The organism is Pseudomonas sp. WT-JTC, from assembly GCF_056711565.1.
This window is the reverse complement of record NZ_CM160042.1, coordinates 6,105,392-6,122,056: the sequence shown is the minus strand read 5'-3', so window position 1 is coordinate 6,122,056 and position 16,665 is coordinate 6,105,392. Positions and strand designations below refer to the sequence as shown.

The following is a 16,665-nucleotide window of genomic DNA, read 5'->3' as shown; positions in this document are numbered from 1 at the left end:
CTCAGCTATTTCGCTTTTCAGCTCTTCAATTTAACAATGAAGCCTTTGGCCATTTAAACCACAAACCCCTCTACCAGTACATGCCCATGACGGGCGGCTGGGTTGGGACCAATCAACGGCTTGGGGCCTTGCTGACAGGGCTTTCAGGGTTGCGAACGTGCCTGCGGCAGACATCGATCCAACATTATGTAGTGCGCGCTGCGGCATACTACATGATGAATTGCGGTTGTGAAAATTAGACTAATTACGTCGTTCTGCGACCCCATGACGCATTGCGGTCACGTCGGGGATCGTGATGTTCTCAAAAAACTATTGGATTGTTCCAGTTAAATATCAAAAGTTGTACACGATTTGTTGTGTCTTTCGCCTCGGTGGTGCCTGCATTCGCGAGCAAGCCCGCTCCCACAAGGGCCAGCGCAATCATTGTGGGAGCGAGCCTGCTCGTGAAGGCGCCGGACCTGTCGGCGCAGGTTCAACCCTTGCCTATACTTGTTTTTCCAAAACAGAAAACATGACCAGAGGGCTGCGCCATGGACCATCTCGTACTCACCGTTTTTGCTCCGGACAAGCCCGGGCAAGTCGAGCGCATTGCCCAATGCATTGCCGAGCACGGCGGCAACTGGCTGGAAAGCCGCGTGTCGCGCATGGCGGGACAATTCGCCGGCATTCTGCGGGTGGGCGTACCGGCCGAGGCCTACGACGAATTGGTCGATGCCCTGCAGGGCTTGTCCGCCCAGGGCATTCGCGTGTTGGTCGCCGAAAGCAGCATCGAACAATCCTGCACCTGGAAGCCGATCGCCATGGAACTGGTGGGCAATGATCGACCGGGGATCGTGCGTGACATCACACGCTTGTTGAGCGAGCAGGGGGTGAATCTGGAACGACTGGTCACCGAAGTGCGCCCGGCACCGATGAGCAGCGAGCCGTTGTTCCATGCCGAAGCGATTCTTGCTGTCCCGCTGACGTTGTCGCTGGACGTACTGCAATCGCGCCTGGAAACCCTGGCCGATGATCTGATGGTCGAGTTGGTGCTGCGCAGTGATCCCTGATCAGGTTATCCAAGTTAAACGTGCACCGGCCTGTGGATAACCTGTAGAGACACACCGCCAGGCCACGCCGACCGGGGTTCTTCAGGACTTGATCAAAAAACCAGCAGTTTCAGCCACTTGCGCACAATCGGCGGGGATCACGCTGTGGATAACCTTGGGAAGGATCAACGCAGGCCACGGGAGACGTGGCCTGTAGGGGGTTGTGTGTTTTTTGATCAGCTGCGGCGACGCAAACTGAGCCACGCATCAACGCTGTAAACCGCCAGGCCGGCCCAGATAAACATGAACGCCACCAGGGTGCTGGACGACAAGTGCTCGCCAAACAGCAGGACCGCTTGCAGCAGCACCAGTGTCGGTGCCAGGTACTGGAGAAAACCCAGTGTCGTGTAGGGCAAATGCCGTGCAGCGGCGTTGAAGCAGACCAGTGGCACCAGCGTGATCGGGCCGGCGGCCACCAGCCACCAGGCTTGGGACGTGGTCCAGAATTCGGCCTGGGCGCTGCTGGCCGTCGGGTTGAGCAGCAACCAGCCGAGGGCAATCGGCACCAGCATCCAGGTTTCCACCACGAGCCCCGGCAGTGCCTTGACCGGTGCCTGCTTGCGAATCAGGCCATAGAAGCCGAAGGTCAGGGCCAGCACCAGCGACACCCACGGCAGGCTGCCGACTTGCCAGACCTGTTGCGCCACCCCCACAGTCGCCAGACCGACGGCAATCCATTGCATGCGCCGCAGCCGTTCGCCGAGGATCAGCATGCCCAGCAGCACGTTCACCAACGGGTTGATGTAGTAGCCGAGGCTGGCCTCCAGCATGCGGCCGTTGTTCACCGACCAGACGTAGGTCAGCCAGTTGGCTGCGATCAGCGCACCGCTCAGGGCCAGGATCGCCAGCCGTCGCGGGTTTTCCCGCAGCTCGCGCCACCAGCCGGGATGCTTCCAGACCAGCAGCAACAAGGCACCGAACAGCGCCGACCACAGCACCCGGTGGATGATGATTTCCACGGCGGGCACGCTGGCGATGGCTTTGAAATAGAGGGGGAAAAGCCCCCAGATGATGTAGGCACTCAGGCCTAGAATGTACCCGCGACGCGGGTTGGCGGCTTGCATGCAGAATCCTTGCTTAGGCAGCTAACAAAGAGGGGGATTGTAAGGAGATTTTGTGTGATGTGCTGATACATGTAGGAGCGAGCTTGCTCCGGGCGGCGTTCCGACGATGGTCGTCCACGATAACGCGGGGAACCTGATGCCCCGCGGTGTTCTCTGATTTTTCGCGAGCAAGCTCGCTCCTACAGGGTTTGAGGGTGAATCAGAAGAGTTTGAGTGGCTCTTCATTGAGTGCCGCCAGTTGCTCGCGCAATGCCAGCACCTGATCACCCCAATAACGCTCGGTGCCGAACCACGGAAAGCTGCGGGGAAATGCGGGGTCGTCCCAGCGGCGGGCGAGCCAGGCGCTGTAGTGCATCAGGCGCAAGGCACGCAATGGTTCGATCAAGGCCAGTTCACGCGGGTCGAAGTCGTGGAATTCGTTGTAGCCATCCATCAGTTCCGACAACTGGCTCAGGCAATCCTGGCGATCGCCGGCGAGCATCATCCAGATGTCCTGCACCGCCGGGCCCATGCGGCAGTCGTCGAGGTCGACGATATGGAACATCTCGTCGCGGCACATCATGTTGCCGGGGTGGCAGTCACCGTGCATGCGGATGTTCTGGTGCGGCGTGTTGCTGTAGGCATCTTCCACACGCTTGAGCAGATCGCGGGCCACCGACTCGTAGGCCGGCAGCAGGCTGCGGGGGATGAAGTTGCCGTCGAGCAAGGTATTGAGTGAGTCATGGCCGAAGTTTTTCACCGCCAGTGCTTCACGGTGCTCGAACGGCCGTGTCGAGCCAACCGCATGCAAGCGGCCGAGCAACTGGCCAAGGCGATACAGTTGATCGAGGTTGCCAGGCTCCGGTGCACGGCCGCCACGGCGGGGGAACAGGGTGAAACGAAAACCGTTGTGTTCGTGCAGGGTTTCACCGTTGTGGATCAACGGCGCCACGACCGGCACCTCGCAGTCGGCGAGTTCGGCGGTGAACTGGTGCTCTTCCAGAATCGCTTCGTTGCTCCAGCGTTGCGGCCGGTAGAACTTGGCGATCAGCGGCTCGGCGTCTTCGATACCGACCTGATAGACGCGGTTCTCGTAGCTGTTGAGCGCCAGGATGCGCGCATCGCTGAGAAAGCCGATGCTTTCGACGGCATCGAGCACGAGGTCTGGCGTAAGGGTTTCAAACGGGTGGGCCATGCTGACTCCTGCGCGCAGCAGGTTGCTGCGTCCGGCCAGGCATGGTAGCGCAGACGGCGCGGTTTTAGGGGGTGGGCTTGAGATGTGCGGTGTTTGGGCTGACGCCTTCGCGGGCGAGCCCGCTCCCACACTGGATCGTTGGTGTGCACGCGATCGGTGGCACACCATAGATCACCAGTGGGAGCGGGCTTGCTCGCGAAGAGGGTCTGTCAGGCGCCGACGATCCCGCCGTCTTCCCGGGTAATCGCCATCACCGATGAGCGCGGCTTGCCGTTAGGCAGATGCTCGGGGAAGGTCGAACCGCCATTTTCGCCCGGGTGCTGGATCCCGACAAACAGGGTTTTCTGGTCCGGCGAGAAGCTGATCCCGGTCACCTCACAGCCCACCGGTCCGACCATGAAGCGGCGAATCTCGCCGGTCGCAGGATCAGCGCAGAGCATCTGATTATTACCCATTCCGGCAAAGTCACCGGCGTTGCTCACATCACCGTCAGTCAGGATCCACAAGCGTCCGGCCTTGTCGAAGCCCAGGCCGTCCGGGCTGTTGAACATGTTCTGCGGCGTGATGTTCGACGAGCCGGCCTTCGGTGTACCGGCATGCGCACCCGGGTTGCCGGCCACCACAAACAGGTCCCAGGCAAAGGTGTGCGAGGCGTGATCGTCGCGCTCGGTGCGCCAGCGCAGGATCTGGCCGTAGACGTTCTTCTCGCGCGGGTTCGGTCCGCCCACCGGTTGCCCGTCTTCGCCACGTTTGGCGTTGTTGGTCAGCGTGCAGTAGACCTGGCCATCCTTGGGGCTGACCACGATCCATTCCGGGCGGTCCATGCGCGTGGCTTTCACCACACTGGCGGCGAGACGGGCGTGGATCAGCACTTCAGCCTGATCGGCAAAGCCGCTGCTGGCGTCGATACCGTTCTTGCCGTGGGTCAGTTCGATCCATTCACCTTGGCCTTTCGGGTGATCGGCGTTGCCGTCCCCCGCATCGAAACGCGCCACGTACAAGGTGCCGTGATCGAGAATGTCGCGGTTGGCCTTGGGGTTCTTGTGGTCAATCTTGTCGCGGCTGACGAATTTGTAGATGAACTCACCGCGCTCATCGTCGCCCATGTACACCACGGCATGACCATCGCCAGTTTCGGCCAGGGCGGCGTTTTCGTGCTTGAAGCGCCCCAGGGCCGTGCGTTTGACCGGCGTCGACTTCGGATCAAATGGATCGATCTCCACCACCCAGCCGTGACGGTTGAGCTCGTTGGGGTTCTTGGCCAGGTCGAAGCGCTCGTCGTGCTGGTGCCAGTTGATCTCCTTGCTGGTCGCCACCGCGCCGTAGCGTTTTTGTGCCGGGTCGAATTTCTGCTCCGCGTTGCTGCTGCCGAAACAGTCGGTGAAGTTCTCTTCACAGGTCAGATAGGTGCCCCACGGCGTCTTGCCGTTGGCGCAATTCTGAAAGGTGCCGAGAACGTTCTTGCCGTGGGGATCGGCACTGGTTTTCAACAGGGCATGGCCGGCGGCCGGGCCGCTCATGCTGATCGGGGCATTGCCGTGAATGCGGCGGTTGTAGCGCGAGCCTTGGACGAATTGCCATTGGCCGTTCTTGCGCTGCACTTCAATCACCGACACACCTTCGCAGGCCAGCGCCTTGCGTACATCTTCCGCCGATTGCGGCATGCCGCCGTGAGCGTAGAGGTAGCGGTAGTTGGTGTATTCGTTGTTGATCGCCATCAGCGCCCGGTCTTTTTCGCCCGGGAATTCGAACAGGCTCATGCCGTCGTTGTTGTCGCCGAACTGGGCTTCCTGATGTTCGGCGCTGCCGTTGCCGCTCGGGTCGAACGCCGGGCCATCCTTGTGCAGAGGCTGGCCCCAGCTGATCAGCACCGAGGACTTGTAGCCCGGTGGCAGGGTGATTGCGTCGCTGGTGGCGGCGGGAATGCTGTCGAAACCCAGCAACCGGCTGTTACCGGCGCTGACGCTGGCAGCCATCACACTGCGGCTCAACAGGTTGCCGCCGAGGAACATCGCGGCGCCGCACAGGGCACCTGCGCTGATGAAGCCGCGACGACTGAGGCCGACCATGGTTTCGAGATCGGTGGACTGGTTTTCTTCTAATAGGCTCATTTCAGGCTCCCTGCGGTTTTGCAGACACCTTAATCATGAGTAATGAACCTTTTGTTGCAGTTCTGTTTACAGCGGTGTGCCCAGCAGCACCCTGGACGGCGAAAACTCCACGCGCACCGGCTTGCCGCACGTCAGCCCCAATGCCTGCAGATGCCTCGGTTCGTCCAGGGCACACAGTGTCAGGCCGTTGGGCAGGGTAATGCGCACTTCGCTGGGGCCATCGTCGGCGTCGAGAATTTTTTCGATGGTGCCTTTCAGACAATTGTTTCCATGGGTTTCAACGGAATCGATTCCAAGCACATCGAGCCATCCGGCCTTGATCAATGCCACGACTTCAGTGCCGATTTGCAGTTCCAGGCGCTCGGTGCTGTCGTGGGTGATTTGCGCGTCGACGATCACGCCTTCGGCGACTTCGAGGCGAATCAGGTCGTTGCGTCCCTGAGGTTCGATCGCCATTACCTTGCCGTGCAGCTGATTGCGTGCGCTGGTGCGCAGCATCAAGCGCCCGAGCAGGTCGAGGTCGCTGGCGTCTTCAGCGGCTTCCAGCACTTGAGCCTGTAAGGCTTGCAGCTTCTGGTACAGGCGCAACACGCGCTCGCCTTCGTTGGACAGGCGGGCACCGCCACCGCCCTTGCCACCGACAATCCGCTCCACCAGCGGTTTCTGCGCCAGGTTGTTCAGTTCATCGATCGCATCCCAGGCGGCCTTGTAGCTCAGGCCCGCGCTCTTTGCGGCGCGGGTGATCGAGCCTTGTTCGGCGATGTGCTGCAGCAGGGCGATGCGCTGCGGACGGCGGACAATGTGCTGGGACAACAAGGTGGGCAAAGACATGGCGAGTCGCTTTGGGTGGTGACGATGATGAGGACGTTGGCCGCTTGGGCTGCGCGAGTCAAGTCAGGGTGTCTCGCCGGGTTTGGGCGTGCGGGCCAGGCAATAGACGTCGACCCTCGCCGCACCGGCGTCCATCAGCAGCCTCGCCAGGGCCTGGGCCGTGGCACCCGTGGTCAGTACGTCGTCGATCAGGGCCAGGTGCCGGCCTTTGACGACGGCGCCGGGTGCCAGGGCGAATGCGTTGCGCAGGTTCTTTCGGCGGGCTTCGGCATTCAAGGCCTGCTGGGCGTCGGTGTCCTGGGTTCGCAGCAGCAACCGTTCGTCGCAAGGGATATCGAGACTGGCACTCAACCACTGAGCCAGCATTGCCGCCTGATTGAACCCGCGCTGGCGCAGGCGCCGGCTGGCCAGTGGCACCGGGATCAGCGCATGGGGCCGCTGCAGATCGTCTTCGAAGCGATGTTGCAGGCATTGAACGAGAAGTTCGGCGAGCAGGCGACCAAACGGCCACTTTGCGTTGTGCTTGAAACGGGTGATCAGGCTGTCTACCGGAAAGCTGTAGGTCCAGGGAGCAATCACTTGTTCGAAGGCCGGTGGCTGCTTCAAGCAATGGCCGCAGGTCAGGCCCGCAGCCGGGAGCGGCAGGGCGCAGGTCTGGCAGTGATCGCCGAGCCAGGGCAACTCGGTTTCACAGGCCATGCAGACAGGGAGGGTGCCATCGGCGATTTCATCGCAGAGCAAGCAGTGTTGTTTGTTTTTTAACCAGATGTAAACCGGTCCTTTGTATCGTGGTTGACAGCGCATCGCTCTTCCTTAAATATGCCGAACATCCGTGTCGCGCCTGTGGGTATTCCATTCCCCCGGTCGCCAGCCCAGCATAAATCAAGGAATCGCCCATGAGCGCCAGCACCACTGCAAACCTGCGTCATGACTGGTCTTTGGCCGAAGTCAAAGCACTCTTCGTTCAGCCATTCAACGACCTGTTGTTCCAGGCGCAGACGGTGCACCGCGCGCATTTCGACGCCAACCGCGTCCAGGTGTCGACCCTGTTGTCGATCAAGACCGGCGCCTGCCCGGAAGATTGCAAATATTGTCCGCAGTCCGGTCACTACAATACCGGCCTGGAAAAAGAAAAACTGATGGAAGTGCAGAAGGTCCTCGAAGAGGCCGCTCGCGCCAAGGCCATCGGTTCGACCCGTTTCTGCATGGGCGCGGCGTGGAAGCACCCGTCGGCCAAGGACATGCCTTATGTGCTGAAGATGGTCGAAGGCGTGAAAGCCCTGGGCCTGGAAACCTGCATGACCCTCGGGCGCCTGGATCAGGAGCAGACCGAAGCGCTGGCCAAGGCCGGCCTCGACTACTACAACCACAACCTCGATACCTCGCCGGAGTTCTACGGCAGCATCATCACCACCCGCACCTACAGCGAGCGCCTGCAAACCCTGGCGTATGTGCGTGACTCGGGGATGAAGATCTGCTCCGGCGGCATTCTGGGCATGGGTGAGTCGCTGGACGATCGCGCCAACCTGTTGATCCAGTTGGCCAACCTGCCGGAGCATCCGGAGTCGGTGCCGATCAACATGCTGGTGAAAGTCGCCGGTACGCCGCTGGAAAATGCCGACGACGTCGATCCATTCGACTTCATCCGCATGCTCGCGGTTGCCCGCATCCTGATGCCAAAATCCCACGTGCGCCTGTCCGCCGGCCGCGAAGCCATGAACGAACAGATGCAGGCCCTGGCGTTCTTCGCCGGTGCCAACTCGATTTTCTACGGCGAAAAACTGCTGACCACTGCCAACCCGCAGGCCGACAAGGACATGCAACTGTTCTCGCGCCTGGGCATCCTGCCGGAAGCCCGCGAAGAGCACGCCGATGAAGTGCATCAGGCGGCTATCGAGCAGGCGCTGGTGGAGCAGAAGAGCAGCGAGCAGTTTTACAACGCAGCTATTTGAGCAATCACAGCTTCCACTGGATGAATGCTAAACCCTGTGGGAGCGGGCTTGCTCGCGAAGGCGGTGTATCAGTCAACATCTTTGTTGAATGTCAGACCGTATTCGCGAGCAAGCCCGCTCCCACAAAAAGCTCTATGCCATTTGAAAGTCGAGGCCTGCATGTCTTTCGATCTCGCCGCACGCCTTGCTGCCCGTCGTGCCGAAAACCTCTACCGCCAGCGCCCGCTGCTCGAAAGTCCGCAGGGGCCGCAAGTGGTGGTCGATGGCCAGCCGTTGCTGGCGTTCTGCAACAACGACTACCTGGGCCTGGCCAATCATCCGCAAGTGATCGAAGCCTGGCGCGCGGGTGCTTCGAAGTGGGGTGTGGGCGGCGGGGCGTCACATCTGGTCATCGGCCATAGCACCCCGCATCATGCCCTGGAAGAAGCATTGGCCGACCTGACCGGTCGCCCGCGCGCGTTGCTGTTCACCACCGGTTACATGGCCAACCTCGGCGCGGTCACGGCGCTGGTGGGGCAGGGTGATACGGTGCTCGAAGACCGCCTCAATCATGCGTCGCTGCTCGACGCGGGGCTGTTGTCCGGTGCGCGGTTCAATCGCTATCTGCACAACGACCCGGTGAGCCTGGCCAAACGCCTGGAAAAAGCCACCGGCAATACGCTGGTGGTCACCGACGGCGTGTTCAGCATGGACGGCGATATCGCTGACTTGCCAGCGCTGGCTCGCGAGGCCAAGGCCAAAGGCGCCTGGTTGATGGTCGACGATGCCCATGGTTTTGGACCGCTGGGTGCCAACGGTGGCGGCATCGTCGAGCATTTCGGTCTGAGCCAGGATGACGTTCCGGTGCTGGTCGGTACCCTCGGTAAAGCCTTTGGTACGGCGGGTGCCTTTGTGGCGGGCAGCGAAGAGCTGATCGAGAGTCTTATCCAGTTCGCCCGTCCCTACATCTACACCACCAGCCAGCCACCTGCGCTGGCCTGCGCCACGTTGAAAAGCCTGGAACTGCTGCGCAGCGAACACTGGCGTCGCGAGCATTTGCAGACGCTGATCCGCCAGTTCCGCGCCGGTGCCGAACAGATTGGCCTGGAACTCATGGACAGCTTCACGCCGATCCAGCCGATCATGATTGGTGATGCGGGGCGCGCGGTACGCCTTTCGCAAATGCTGCGCGAACGCGGGTTGATGGTGACCGCGATTCGCCCGCCGACCGTACCTGCCGGCAGCGCCCGACTGCGGGTCACGCTGACGGCTGCCCACAGCGAGGCCCAGGTACAGCTATTGTTAAATGGACTGGCCGATTGCTTTCAACAACTGAAGCCGGAGCCAAGCCATGCGTGATCGTCTGATTCTGCTACCCGGCTGGGGCCTTGGCGTTTCACCGCTGGAGCCTTTGGCGGCGGCCTTGCGCGGCCTGGATGAGCACCTGCATGTCGAGATCGAGCCGTTACCGGAACTGGAGTCGAGCGATCTTCAAGAGTGGCTCGACGAGCTTGATTCGATATTGCCGCAGGACGCCTGGCTTGGCGGTTGGTCCTTGGGCGGCATGCTCGCCTGCGAGTTGGCGGCCCGGCGTGCAGATCGCTGCTGTGGTGTGTTTACCCTGGCCAGCAACGCTTCTTTTGTCGCTCATGAACAATGGGCAAGCGCCATGCCCCGGGAAACCTTCGATGCGTTTCTGGCGGGATGTGGAGCCGATCCGCGCGCGACGTTGAAACGCTTTTCACTGCTCTGCGCCCAAGGCGCCGAAGACTCGCGCGGATTGTCGCGGTTGTTGCTCGGTGGTGCACCGAACACCGCCGCGCCGCTGCTGCTGAGCGGTCTGCAAGTGCTCGCGCAACTGGATACACGACAGGCAATGCAGTCGTTCCGCGGTCCGCAATTGCATCTGTTCGCCGGCCATGACGGGCTGGTGCCAGCGCAAGCGGCGGGCGAGTTGTTGGCATTGCTGCCGGATGTTGAAATCGGTCTGATTGAACAGGCCAGCCACGCGTTTCTCCTGGAAGATCCCCACGGTGTGGCGGGGGCGATCCAGGCCTTTTTGCATGAGTGCGGCGATGACTGATTTATCCCTTCCCAACCTGCCCGGCGCCTTGCCCGACAAGCGCCAGGTCGCCGCTTCCTTCTCCCGCGCAGCGGCGAGCTACGATAGCGTTGCCGAGTTGCAGCGTGATGTCGGCAGCCAATTGCTCAGGCGCTTACCGCAAGACTTCGTACCGCAGCGTTGGCTGGATCTTGGTTGTGGCACCGGGCATTTCAGTCGTGCCCTGGATGAGCACTTTCCGGGCGGTCATGGTGTGGCGCTGGATATCGCCGAAGGCATGCTCAACCATGCCCGGCCATTGGGAGGTGCCACGCACTTCGTGGCCGGCGACGCCGAGCGTTTGCCACTGCAGGATTCGACTTGCGACCTGATCTTCTCCAGCCTGGCGGTGCAGTGGTGCGCGGACTTCGAATCGGTGCTCAGTGAAGCCTTTCGGGTGCTGAAGCCGGGTGGAATTTTCGCGTTTGCTAGTCTGTGTGCAGGGACGTTGTTTGAATTGCGCGACAGCTGGCGGCAGGTCGATGGCATGGTGCATGTCAACCGTTTCCGGGAGTTTGGTGTTTATCAGCAGTTGTGTGCGGCCAGCGGCTTGAGGACGGTCAGTCTGCAAAACCTTGCGCATGTGCTGCATTACCCGGATGTGCGCAGCCTGACCCATGAACTCAAGGCGCTGGGCGCGCACAACCTCAATCCCGGTCGACCGGGTGGCTTGACCGGCCGGGCACGGATTCTGGGTCTGAATGAGGCTTACGAGCAGTTTCGTCAGGCCCAAGGCCTGCCGGCGACTTATCAAGTGGTGTACGCCGTTTTGGAGAAATCCTTATGAGTGCAGCCTATTTCATCACCGGCACGGATACCGATGTTGGTAAGACCACGGTCGCTGCGGGGCTGCTGCACGCGGCACGTTCGGCAGGCTTGAGCACGGCGGCGGGCAAGCCGGTCGCTTCCGGTTGCGATGTGACACCCAAAGGCTTGCGCAATGCCGATGCACTGGCCTTGCTGGCGGAGTGTTCGCTAACACTCACCTATGCACAGGTCAATCCGATGGCCTTCGAACCGGCCATTGCCCCGCACCTGGCGGCGCGAGAGGCCGGGGTGGCGCTGACGGTGCAGTCGTTGCTGGCGCCGATGCGGCAGATTCTGGCCATGCAGGCAGATTTCACCTTGATCGAAGGCGCTGGAGGCTGGCGCGTGCCGCTGGCAGATCAGGACAATCTGTCGGACTTGGCAATGGCGCTGGGTCTGCCGGTGATTCTGGTGGTCGGCGTGCGCTTGGGATGTATCAGCCATGCATTGCTGACGGCCGAAGCGATTGCCCGGGACGGTCTGCAACTGGCGGGGTGGGTGGCCAACATCATCGACCCGAAGACCTCGCGTCTTGAAGAAAACCTTGCCACTCTCGCCGAGCGTCTGCCAGCGCCGTGCCTGGGGCGTGTGCCCAAACTCAAGGCCGTCACGGCCGAAGCGGTGGCCGAGCACTTGCAACTGGACCTGTTGGACTGATGTTTTAGCAATGCGGGCTTTGCCTATGACAAGGCATTGTGCCATTAGTGTTTTTGTCGGGTGTTTTGCCGGCCACTCTGCTTCAATGGCCGCTGTTGATCCTTTGCAAGGACGAGTTCTCCCGTGGAAATCTCAGGAAACAGCGCTTTTTATGCCGGTCTGAGCACTATTCAGACAGGGCAGAACCGTGTCGATCAAGCCGCCGGGCAGATCGCCAACACCACCATTGAACGCTCAGTCACCAGCCAGTCTTCCGAGGCTCAGGTTGATCGCTTGCGTTCTGTCGATCGTAGTCAGCAATCGGACCTGGCCAGCAACGTGGTCGAAATGTCTCAGGGCAAATTTCAGGTGGAACTGGGCGTGAAAGTCGCCAAGGCAGCCGATGAAGTGCTTGGAACCTTGATCGATACCTTCGCTTGATTTTTTACTGAATCCGCACCTTCAAGCGCCGCGCCCGATCGCGGCGTTTTTCTGCGTAAGTCTTTCTTGCTCAACTAATCTTTCCTGTGTGGCGGGCTGCTTCGAACGCGCGGCGGCGTTGCCGTGTGCCTGTGTGTCCAAACCTGCGATGACGAACGGCAAAAGATCGGCGCTTGACAAGATTTGGGCGTAAACGTATGTTTCAAACAACTGTTTGATCGCAACAACAAATCAATGCGGTCGTTCATTCCCGGTTACATCAGCAGAGGTTTATCGCTATGCCTGACTACAAGGCCCCCTTGCGTGATATTCGCTTCGTACGTGACGAACTGCTCGGCTACGAAGCGCACTATCAGAGCCTGCCGGCTTGTGCGGACGCAACTCCGGACATGGTTGACGCCATTCTCGAAGAAGGCGCCAAGTTTTGTGAGCAGGTGCTGGCTCCGCTGAACCGCGTGGGCGACCTCGAAGGCTGCATCTGGAGCGAGTCTGGCGTTAAGACCCCGACTGGCTTCAAGGAAGCCTACAAGCAATTCGTTGAAGGCGGCTGGCCAAGCCTGGCCCACGACGTAGAGCATGGCGGCCAAGGCCTGCCGGAGTCTCTGGGTCTGGCCATCAGCGAAATGGTCGGCGAGTCCAACTGGTCGTGGGGCATGTACCCAGGCCTGTCGCACGGTGCGATGAACACCATCTCCGAGCACGGCACCCCTGAGCAGCAAGAGGCTTACCTGACCAAGCTGGTTTCCGGCGAGTGGACCGGCACCATGTGCCTGACCGAGCCGCACTGCGGCACCGACCTGGGCATGCTGCGCACCAAGGCCGAGCCTCAGGCCGACGGTTCCTACAAGGTTTCCGGCACCAAGATCTTCATCTCGGCCGGTGAGCACGACATGGCCGACAACATCGTCCACATCGTACTGGCCCGCCTGCCGGATGCACCGGCTGGCACCAAAGGCATCTCCCTGTTCATCGTGCCGAAGTTCCTGCCGAACGCTGATGGCTCGGTTGGCACGCGTAACGCCGTGTCTTGCGGTTCCCTGGAACACAAGATGGGCATCCACGGCAACGCCACCTGCGTGATGAACTTCGACGGCGCTACCGGTTTCCTGATCGGCCCGGCGAACAAAGGCCTGAACTGCATGTTCACCTTCATGAACACCGCACGTCTGGGTACCGCTCTGCAAGGTCTGGCCCACGCCGAAGTCGGTTTCCAGGGCGGCCTGAAATACGCTCGAGACCGTCTGCAAATGCGCTCGCTGACTGGCCCGAAAGCGCCGGACAAAGCCGCTGACCCGATCATCGTTCACCCTGACGTACGCCGCATGTTGTTGACCATGAAGGCATTCGCCGAAGGCAACCGTGCGATGGTTTACTTCACCGCCAAGCAAGTCGACATCGTCAAGTACGGTGTGGACTCCGAGGCGAAGAAGAAAGCCGACGCATTGCTGGCTTTCATGACGCCAATCGCCAAGGCGTTCATGACCGAAGTCGGTTTTGAGTCGGCCAACCACGGCGTGCAGATCTACGGCGGCCACGGCTTCATCGCCGAGTGGGGCATGGAGCAGAACGTTCGCGACAGCCGTATCTCGATGCTGTACGAAGGCACCACCGGTATCCAGGCACTCGACCTGCTGGGCCGTAAAGTGTTGATGACCCAGGGCGAGGCTCTGAAAGGCTTCACCAAGATCGTCCACAAGTTCTGCCAGACCAACGAAGGCAACGAAGCGGTTCAAGAGTTCGTCGCTCCGCTGGCTGCACTGAACAAGGAATGGGGCGAGCTGACCATGAAGGTCGGTATGGCCGCCATGAAAGATCGCGAAGAAGTCGGCGCGGCCTCCGTGGACTACCTGATGTACTCCGGTTACGCCTGCCTGGCCTACTTCTGGGCTGACATGGCGCGCCTGGCTGCCGAGAAACTGGCTGCCGGCACTACCGAAGAGGCGTTCTACACCGCCAAGCTGCAGACTGCGCGCTTCTACTTCCAGCGCATCCTGCCGCGTACCCGCACTCACGTTGCAACCATGCTGTCGGGCGCCAACAACCTGATGGACATGAAAGAAGAGAACTTCGACCTGGGCTACTAAGCCTTAACGCAGTGTCTTGAAAAAAACGCCGCTTCCTCCGGGAGCGGCGGTTTTTTTTTGCGCTGTGTTCAGGCCTTGATCACCATGGTGTCGGGTCCAGAGGGCCTACGCCTGTTGGAGTGCTCACACCCTCGCCGTTACGTATGAACGGCAGGTGCCAGAAGTCGTTCGGCACCACCGGGTCGCCAGGCTTGACGCCTTCCGGAAAGATGAACTCGAACACCGGCGCCACATACTGTCCGGCAGTCAGTCCATTGGCGACGGTCAACCTGCCCGCATTCTGGATGCAAGCATCCACGCCGGCCTGGGACAAGCTTAGCTGTGGAACGCAAAGTGACCGGGCAACGACGCGCAAGGTACGTGTCGGCTGGCTAAGCAGCCCAGTGGGCGCTTTGGTCGCACGCAATCTGGCGCGTTGTGGCTGAGCACCCGTGTTCTGGGTCGTGATACCACCCGAGGCTCCCAGGCAACTGGCCGCAAGGCCCAGTCCAGGGTTGCATTCACCCGTCATCTCATAGGGGGTAATCCAGCGATTGGTTTGCACACCTGTCGATGGATTGACATCTATCAGATAGATGTCGACCGGGGTCTTGATGTCGGTGGTCGAGGCTTCAAGGAAAATCCGGTCCTGCGTCTCCTGGGCTACTCCGTTGATGGCCGTTGCGGCCGGGTCGGCCGTACCGATGCCAAATTCCCCGATAGCCATGTAGCTGGGCTGCGAACCAGGCTGAGTGTAGATCCCGACATTCGCCTCGATCGTGTGTGCAGAGACAAAGTCCGGGAGGCCAGTAGTTGCTGACTTGAACAGAGTACCGGACCAGCTGATGAAGTCGCCGACTTCGAAGGGTGCCTGTTGTGTCGGGTCGGGGTCCGTCGCCGTGCGTGTAGCATCGCTGAATCGCTTCATGACGTACTGGCTGCAATAGACCTGCCCCACCGCTGGACCCGAGAGCTCTCCACTGGCCGGAAGCGCGACGCCGGCCTGGCTGAAATTGCGGCAGTTGTTGGTCGTGGTCGGGGTGACCACTTTTGGCCGGTTTTTCTGTGGGCAGAGCGCATCGTCCCCGGAGAGCGTACGTGGCACGCACATCGGGTAGCCGGTGGCAGCATGGATGGTCGGGTTGGCATCATCGACGGAGAAGCGTGGGTCGGGGCTTTGGGCGCGGCCAAAACGGCCATTCGGATCGTTGATCTGAATGATCGTGGGTTGCGTCGGGTTTCCACTGTCAACTTCGATGTTGCCGTTGGTGTAGTCGATCCGGGTGATGACACCGCTACCTGCGTTGACGGATTGCTGGGAGACAAAGATCAGCCCGGCAATTGGCTTGTTGGAGACGGTATTGCCTACCACATGGATCTCGAACGAGGGGTAAGCCGCCGGTGATTTTCCGAGCGCCAGGGTTCCACCCCTGACGAAGTCGGCCCAGGTCAGGGTGTTGGCCGGCATCTGCATTACGGTGTTGCAAGGGACAACAATCGTGACGCCGTTCAACTGGACGGTCCCCCCAAAGCGGCTCGGGTCGCTGGTATTGGGGCAATTCGCATTGGTGGTGTCCAGGGTCATGTCCTGGATAAAACCGGTAACGTCAAACCCATGAATCGCATTCGGGTTGGTAAAAATCGGGTCGGGAAGTGTGGGTGTCGTGAACGGCGAGGGCAATCCCGGGGGCTTGGCAGTCCCGCCGCCACCACCACCGCCGCCGCCACCGCCAGCTCCGTTTTTGGCAAATGCATCTCCACCACCACCAATGGCCAGTGCGACAGCGACGGCACCAGCGAGCAGAGCATGGCGACTGAAGATGCCGTTGAATCGCTTGTGAGGCAGCAGCGGTATGGCGAGCGTTTTTTCGTACAAAGATAAGCTCATGGCTCACTCCAGAATCTTGCAGGACCAATTGCCGGCCGATCGAGATCGCGGATCTGCTGATGCGCTGAATCCTGCGCAAGAAAAACGCAAAGCCGTGAGTGTCGAATTGGGGCTCGATCCGGCCGGAGAAGTGCCTGTGTACGGTCGACACTTGCCGTTCGGATGCTTTCACCTGCGTTGCGTTGGCCGGTTACGGACGCAATCGCGAGAGACATTTCCTTGAGCCTGAGGGGCACATAGCAGTAGTCGTGCCTGATTGGCACAAATGCTTGTCAGCCAGCAAAAATGCGGGCTTCGCTGAGGTTGGTGATATACATGAAGTTATAGTTATGTGATTAGCGCCAAAGTAGGTGGGGATATATACCCAAGTTTGGAGTGCTATAAAAGAGTTTTAGTGGGTGTTTCCAATGGTAGTGGTTGAGAAGTGTTGTCTTTTAAGTACGACTAAAGTCGGAGTTGTGCAAGAGAGAGTATTGAAGAGGGTGGTGAGGAAGTAATCTTGAGTTTAGGTATAAATAAAAAAGGCAATA

At 60.3% G+C, this 16,665-nt stretch carries 14 protein-coding genes; 8 read left to right on the top strand and 6 right to left on the bottom strand.

Going from position 1 to position 16,665, the window contains the following annotated elements; translation table 11 throughout:
• Positions 1-530 precede the first annotated feature (530 nt).
• On the top strand, positions 531-1,049 hold the full coding sequence (locus AC06G5_RS27860) for a glycine cleavage system transcriptional repressor (RefSeq protein WP_413424789.1): 519 nt from the start codon (positions 531-533) through the stop codon (positions 1,047-1,049).
• A 215-nt stretch (positions 1,050-1,264) separates the two neighbouring features.
• Here the strand turns inward: AC06G5_RS27860 and rarD are convergent, their stop codons facing one another.
• From rarD to AC06G5_RS27835, 5 genes are all read right to left on the bottom strand, one after another.
• On the bottom strand, positions 1,265-2,152 hold the full coding sequence (gene rarD / locus AC06G5_RS27855) for an EamA family transporter RarD (protein ID WP_413424787.1): 888 nt from the start codon (positions 2,150-2,152) through the stop codon (positions 1,265-1,267).
• 199 nt (positions 2,153-2,351) lie between these two features.
• Entirely contained in the window at positions 2,352-3,326 is a 975-nt protein-coding gene (locus AC06G5_RS27850) for a serine/threonine protein kinase (RefSeq protein WP_108231659.1), read from the bottom strand.
• A 209-nt stretch (positions 3,327-3,535) separates the two neighbouring features.
• Positions 3,536-5,437, bottom strand: a complete 1,902-nt coding sequence (locus AC06G5_RS27845) for a PhoX family protein (protein ID WP_413424783.1) — start codon at positions 5,435-5,437, stop codon at positions 3,536-3,538.
• 66 nt (positions 5,438-5,503) lie between these two features.
• Positions 5,504-6,268, bottom strand: a complete 765-nt coding sequence (locus tag AC06G5_RS27840; RefSeq protein ID WP_413424781.1) for a TOBE domain-containing protein — start codon at positions 6,266-6,268, stop codon at positions 5,504-5,506.
• Between the two features lie 63 nt (positions 6,269-6,331).
• The gene (locus AC06G5_RS27835; protein WP_413424779.1) at positions 6,332-7,072 is read right to left on the bottom strand and encodes a ComF family protein; all 741 of its coding nucleotides are present in this window, start codon (positions 7,070-7,072) and stop codon (positions 6,332-6,334) included.
• A 92-nt stretch (positions 7,073-7,164) separates the two neighbouring features.
• Between AC06G5_RS27835 and bioB the strand changes: the two genes are divergently transcribed.
• The 7 genes from bioB to AC06G5_RS27800 all read left to right on the top strand — a co-directional run bounded on the left by bioB (position 7,165) and on the right by AC06G5_RS27800 (position 14,268).
• Complete coding sequence (gene bioB / locus AC06G5_RS27830; protein WP_413424777.1) at positions 7,165-8,220, top strand: biotin synthase BioB; 1,056 nt, start codon at positions 7,165-7,167, stop codon at positions 8,218-8,220.
• A gap of 159 nt (positions 8,221-8,379) precedes the next feature.
• Positions 8,380-9,558, top strand: a complete 1,179-nt coding sequence (gene bioF / locus AC06G5_RS27825; RefSeq protein WP_413424775.1) for an 8-amino-7-oxononanoate synthase — start codon at positions 8,380-8,382, stop codon at positions 9,556-9,558.
• Complete coding sequence (locus AC06G5_RS27820) at positions 9,551-10,282, top strand: alpha/beta fold hydrolase (RefSeq protein ID WP_413424774.1); 732 nt, start codon at positions 9,551-9,553, stop codon at positions 10,280-10,282. The genes bioF and AC06G5_RS27820 overlap by 8 nt, the downstream gene beginning before the upstream one ends.
• Positions 10,275-11,087 carry a malonyl-ACP O-methyltransferase BioC gene (gene bioC / locus AC06G5_RS27815; protein WP_480458610.1) on the top strand — a complete coding sequence of 271 codons (813 nt, stop codon included), beginning with the start codon at positions 10,275-10,277 and terminating at the stop codon, positions 11,085-11,087. Before AC06G5_RS27820 ends, bioC begins: the two co-directional genes overlap by 8 nt.
• A complete protein-coding gene (gene bioD, locus AC06G5_RS27810) occupies positions 11,084-11,764 on the top strand; it encodes a dethiobiotin synthase (RefSeq protein WP_413424770.1) in 681 nt (226 codons plus the stop codon). The genes bioC and bioD overlap by 4 nt, the downstream gene beginning before the upstream one ends.
• A 123-nt stretch (positions 11,765-11,887) precedes the next feature.
• On the top strand, positions 11,888-12,184 hold the full coding sequence (locus AC06G5_RS27805) for a pyrroloquinoline quinone biosynthesis protein PqqE (RefSeq protein ID WP_413424768.1): 297 nt from the start codon (positions 11,888-11,890) through the stop codon (positions 12,182-12,184).
• 278 nt (positions 12,185-12,462) lie between these two features.
• On the top strand, positions 12,463-14,268 hold the full coding sequence (locus AC06G5_RS27800; protein WP_480458609.1) for a phenylacyl-CoA dehydrogenase: 1,806 nt from the start codon (positions 12,463-12,465) through the stop codon (positions 14,266-14,268).
• 79 nt (positions 14,269-14,347) lie between these two features.
• Here the strand turns inward: AC06G5_RS27800 and AC06G5_RS27795 are convergent, their stop codons facing one another.
• A complete protein-coding gene (locus tag AC06G5_RS27795; protein ID WP_413703915.1) occupies positions 14,348-16,135 on the bottom strand; it encodes a hypothetical protein in 1,788 nt (595 codons plus the stop codon).
• Positions 16,136-16,665: the final 530 nt, after the last annotated feature.

What these genes read in the sequence shown, in the direction of transcription:
- AC06G5_RS27860 (WP_413424789.1), top strand. Translation starts at nt 531, where the DNA reads ATGGACCATCTCGTACTCACCGTTTTTGCTCCGGACAAGCCCGGGCAA.
- rarD (WP_413424787.1), bottom strand. Translation starts at nt 2,152, where the DNA reads ATGCAAGCCGCCAACCCGCGTCGCGGGTACATTCTAGGCCTGAGTGCC.
- AC06G5_RS27850 (WP_108231659.1), bottom strand. Translation starts at nt 3,326, where the DNA reads ATGGCCCACCCGTTTGAAACCCTTACGCCAGACCTCGTGCTCGATGCC.
- AC06G5_RS27845 (WP_413424783.1), bottom strand. Translation starts at nt 5,437, where the DNA reads ATGAGCCTATTAGAAGAAAACCAGTCCACCGATCTCGAAACCATGGTC.
- AC06G5_RS27840 (WP_413424781.1), bottom strand. Translation starts at nt 6,268, where the DNA reads ATGTCTTTGCCCACCTTGTTGTCCCAGCACATTGTCCGCCGTCCGCAG.
- AC06G5_RS27835 (WP_413424779.1), bottom strand. Translation starts at nt 7,072, where the DNA reads ATGCGCTGTCAACCACGATACAAAGGACCGGTTTACATCTGGTTAAAA.
- bioB (WP_413424777.1), top strand. Translation starts at nt 7,165, where the DNA reads ATGAGCGCCAGCACCACTGCAAACCTGCGTCATGACTGGTCTTTGGCC.
- bioF (WP_413424775.1), top strand. Translation starts at nt 8,380, where the DNA reads ATGTCTTTCGATCTCGCCGCACGCCTTGCTGCCCGTCGTGCCGAAAAC.
- AC06G5_RS27820 (WP_413424774.1), top strand. Translation starts at nt 9,551, where the DNA reads ATGCGTGATCGTCTGATTCTGCTACCCGGCTGGGGCCTTGGCGTTTCA.
- bioC (WP_480458610.1), top strand. Translation starts at nt 10,275, where the DNA reads ATGACTGATTTATCCCTTCCCAACCTGCCCGGCGCCTTGCCCGACAAG.
- bioD (WP_413424770.1), top strand. Translation starts at nt 11,084, where the DNA reads ATGAGTGCAGCCTATTTCATCACCGGCACGGATACCGATGTTGGTAAG.
- AC06G5_RS27800 (WP_480458609.1), top strand. Translation starts at nt 12,463, where the DNA reads ATGCCTGACTACAAGGCCCCCTTGCGTGATATTCGCTTCGTACGTGAC.
- AC06G5_RS27795 (WP_413703915.1), bottom strand. Translation starts at nt 16,135, where the DNA reads ATGAGCTTATCTTTGTACGAAAAAACGCTCGCCATACCGCTGCTGCCT.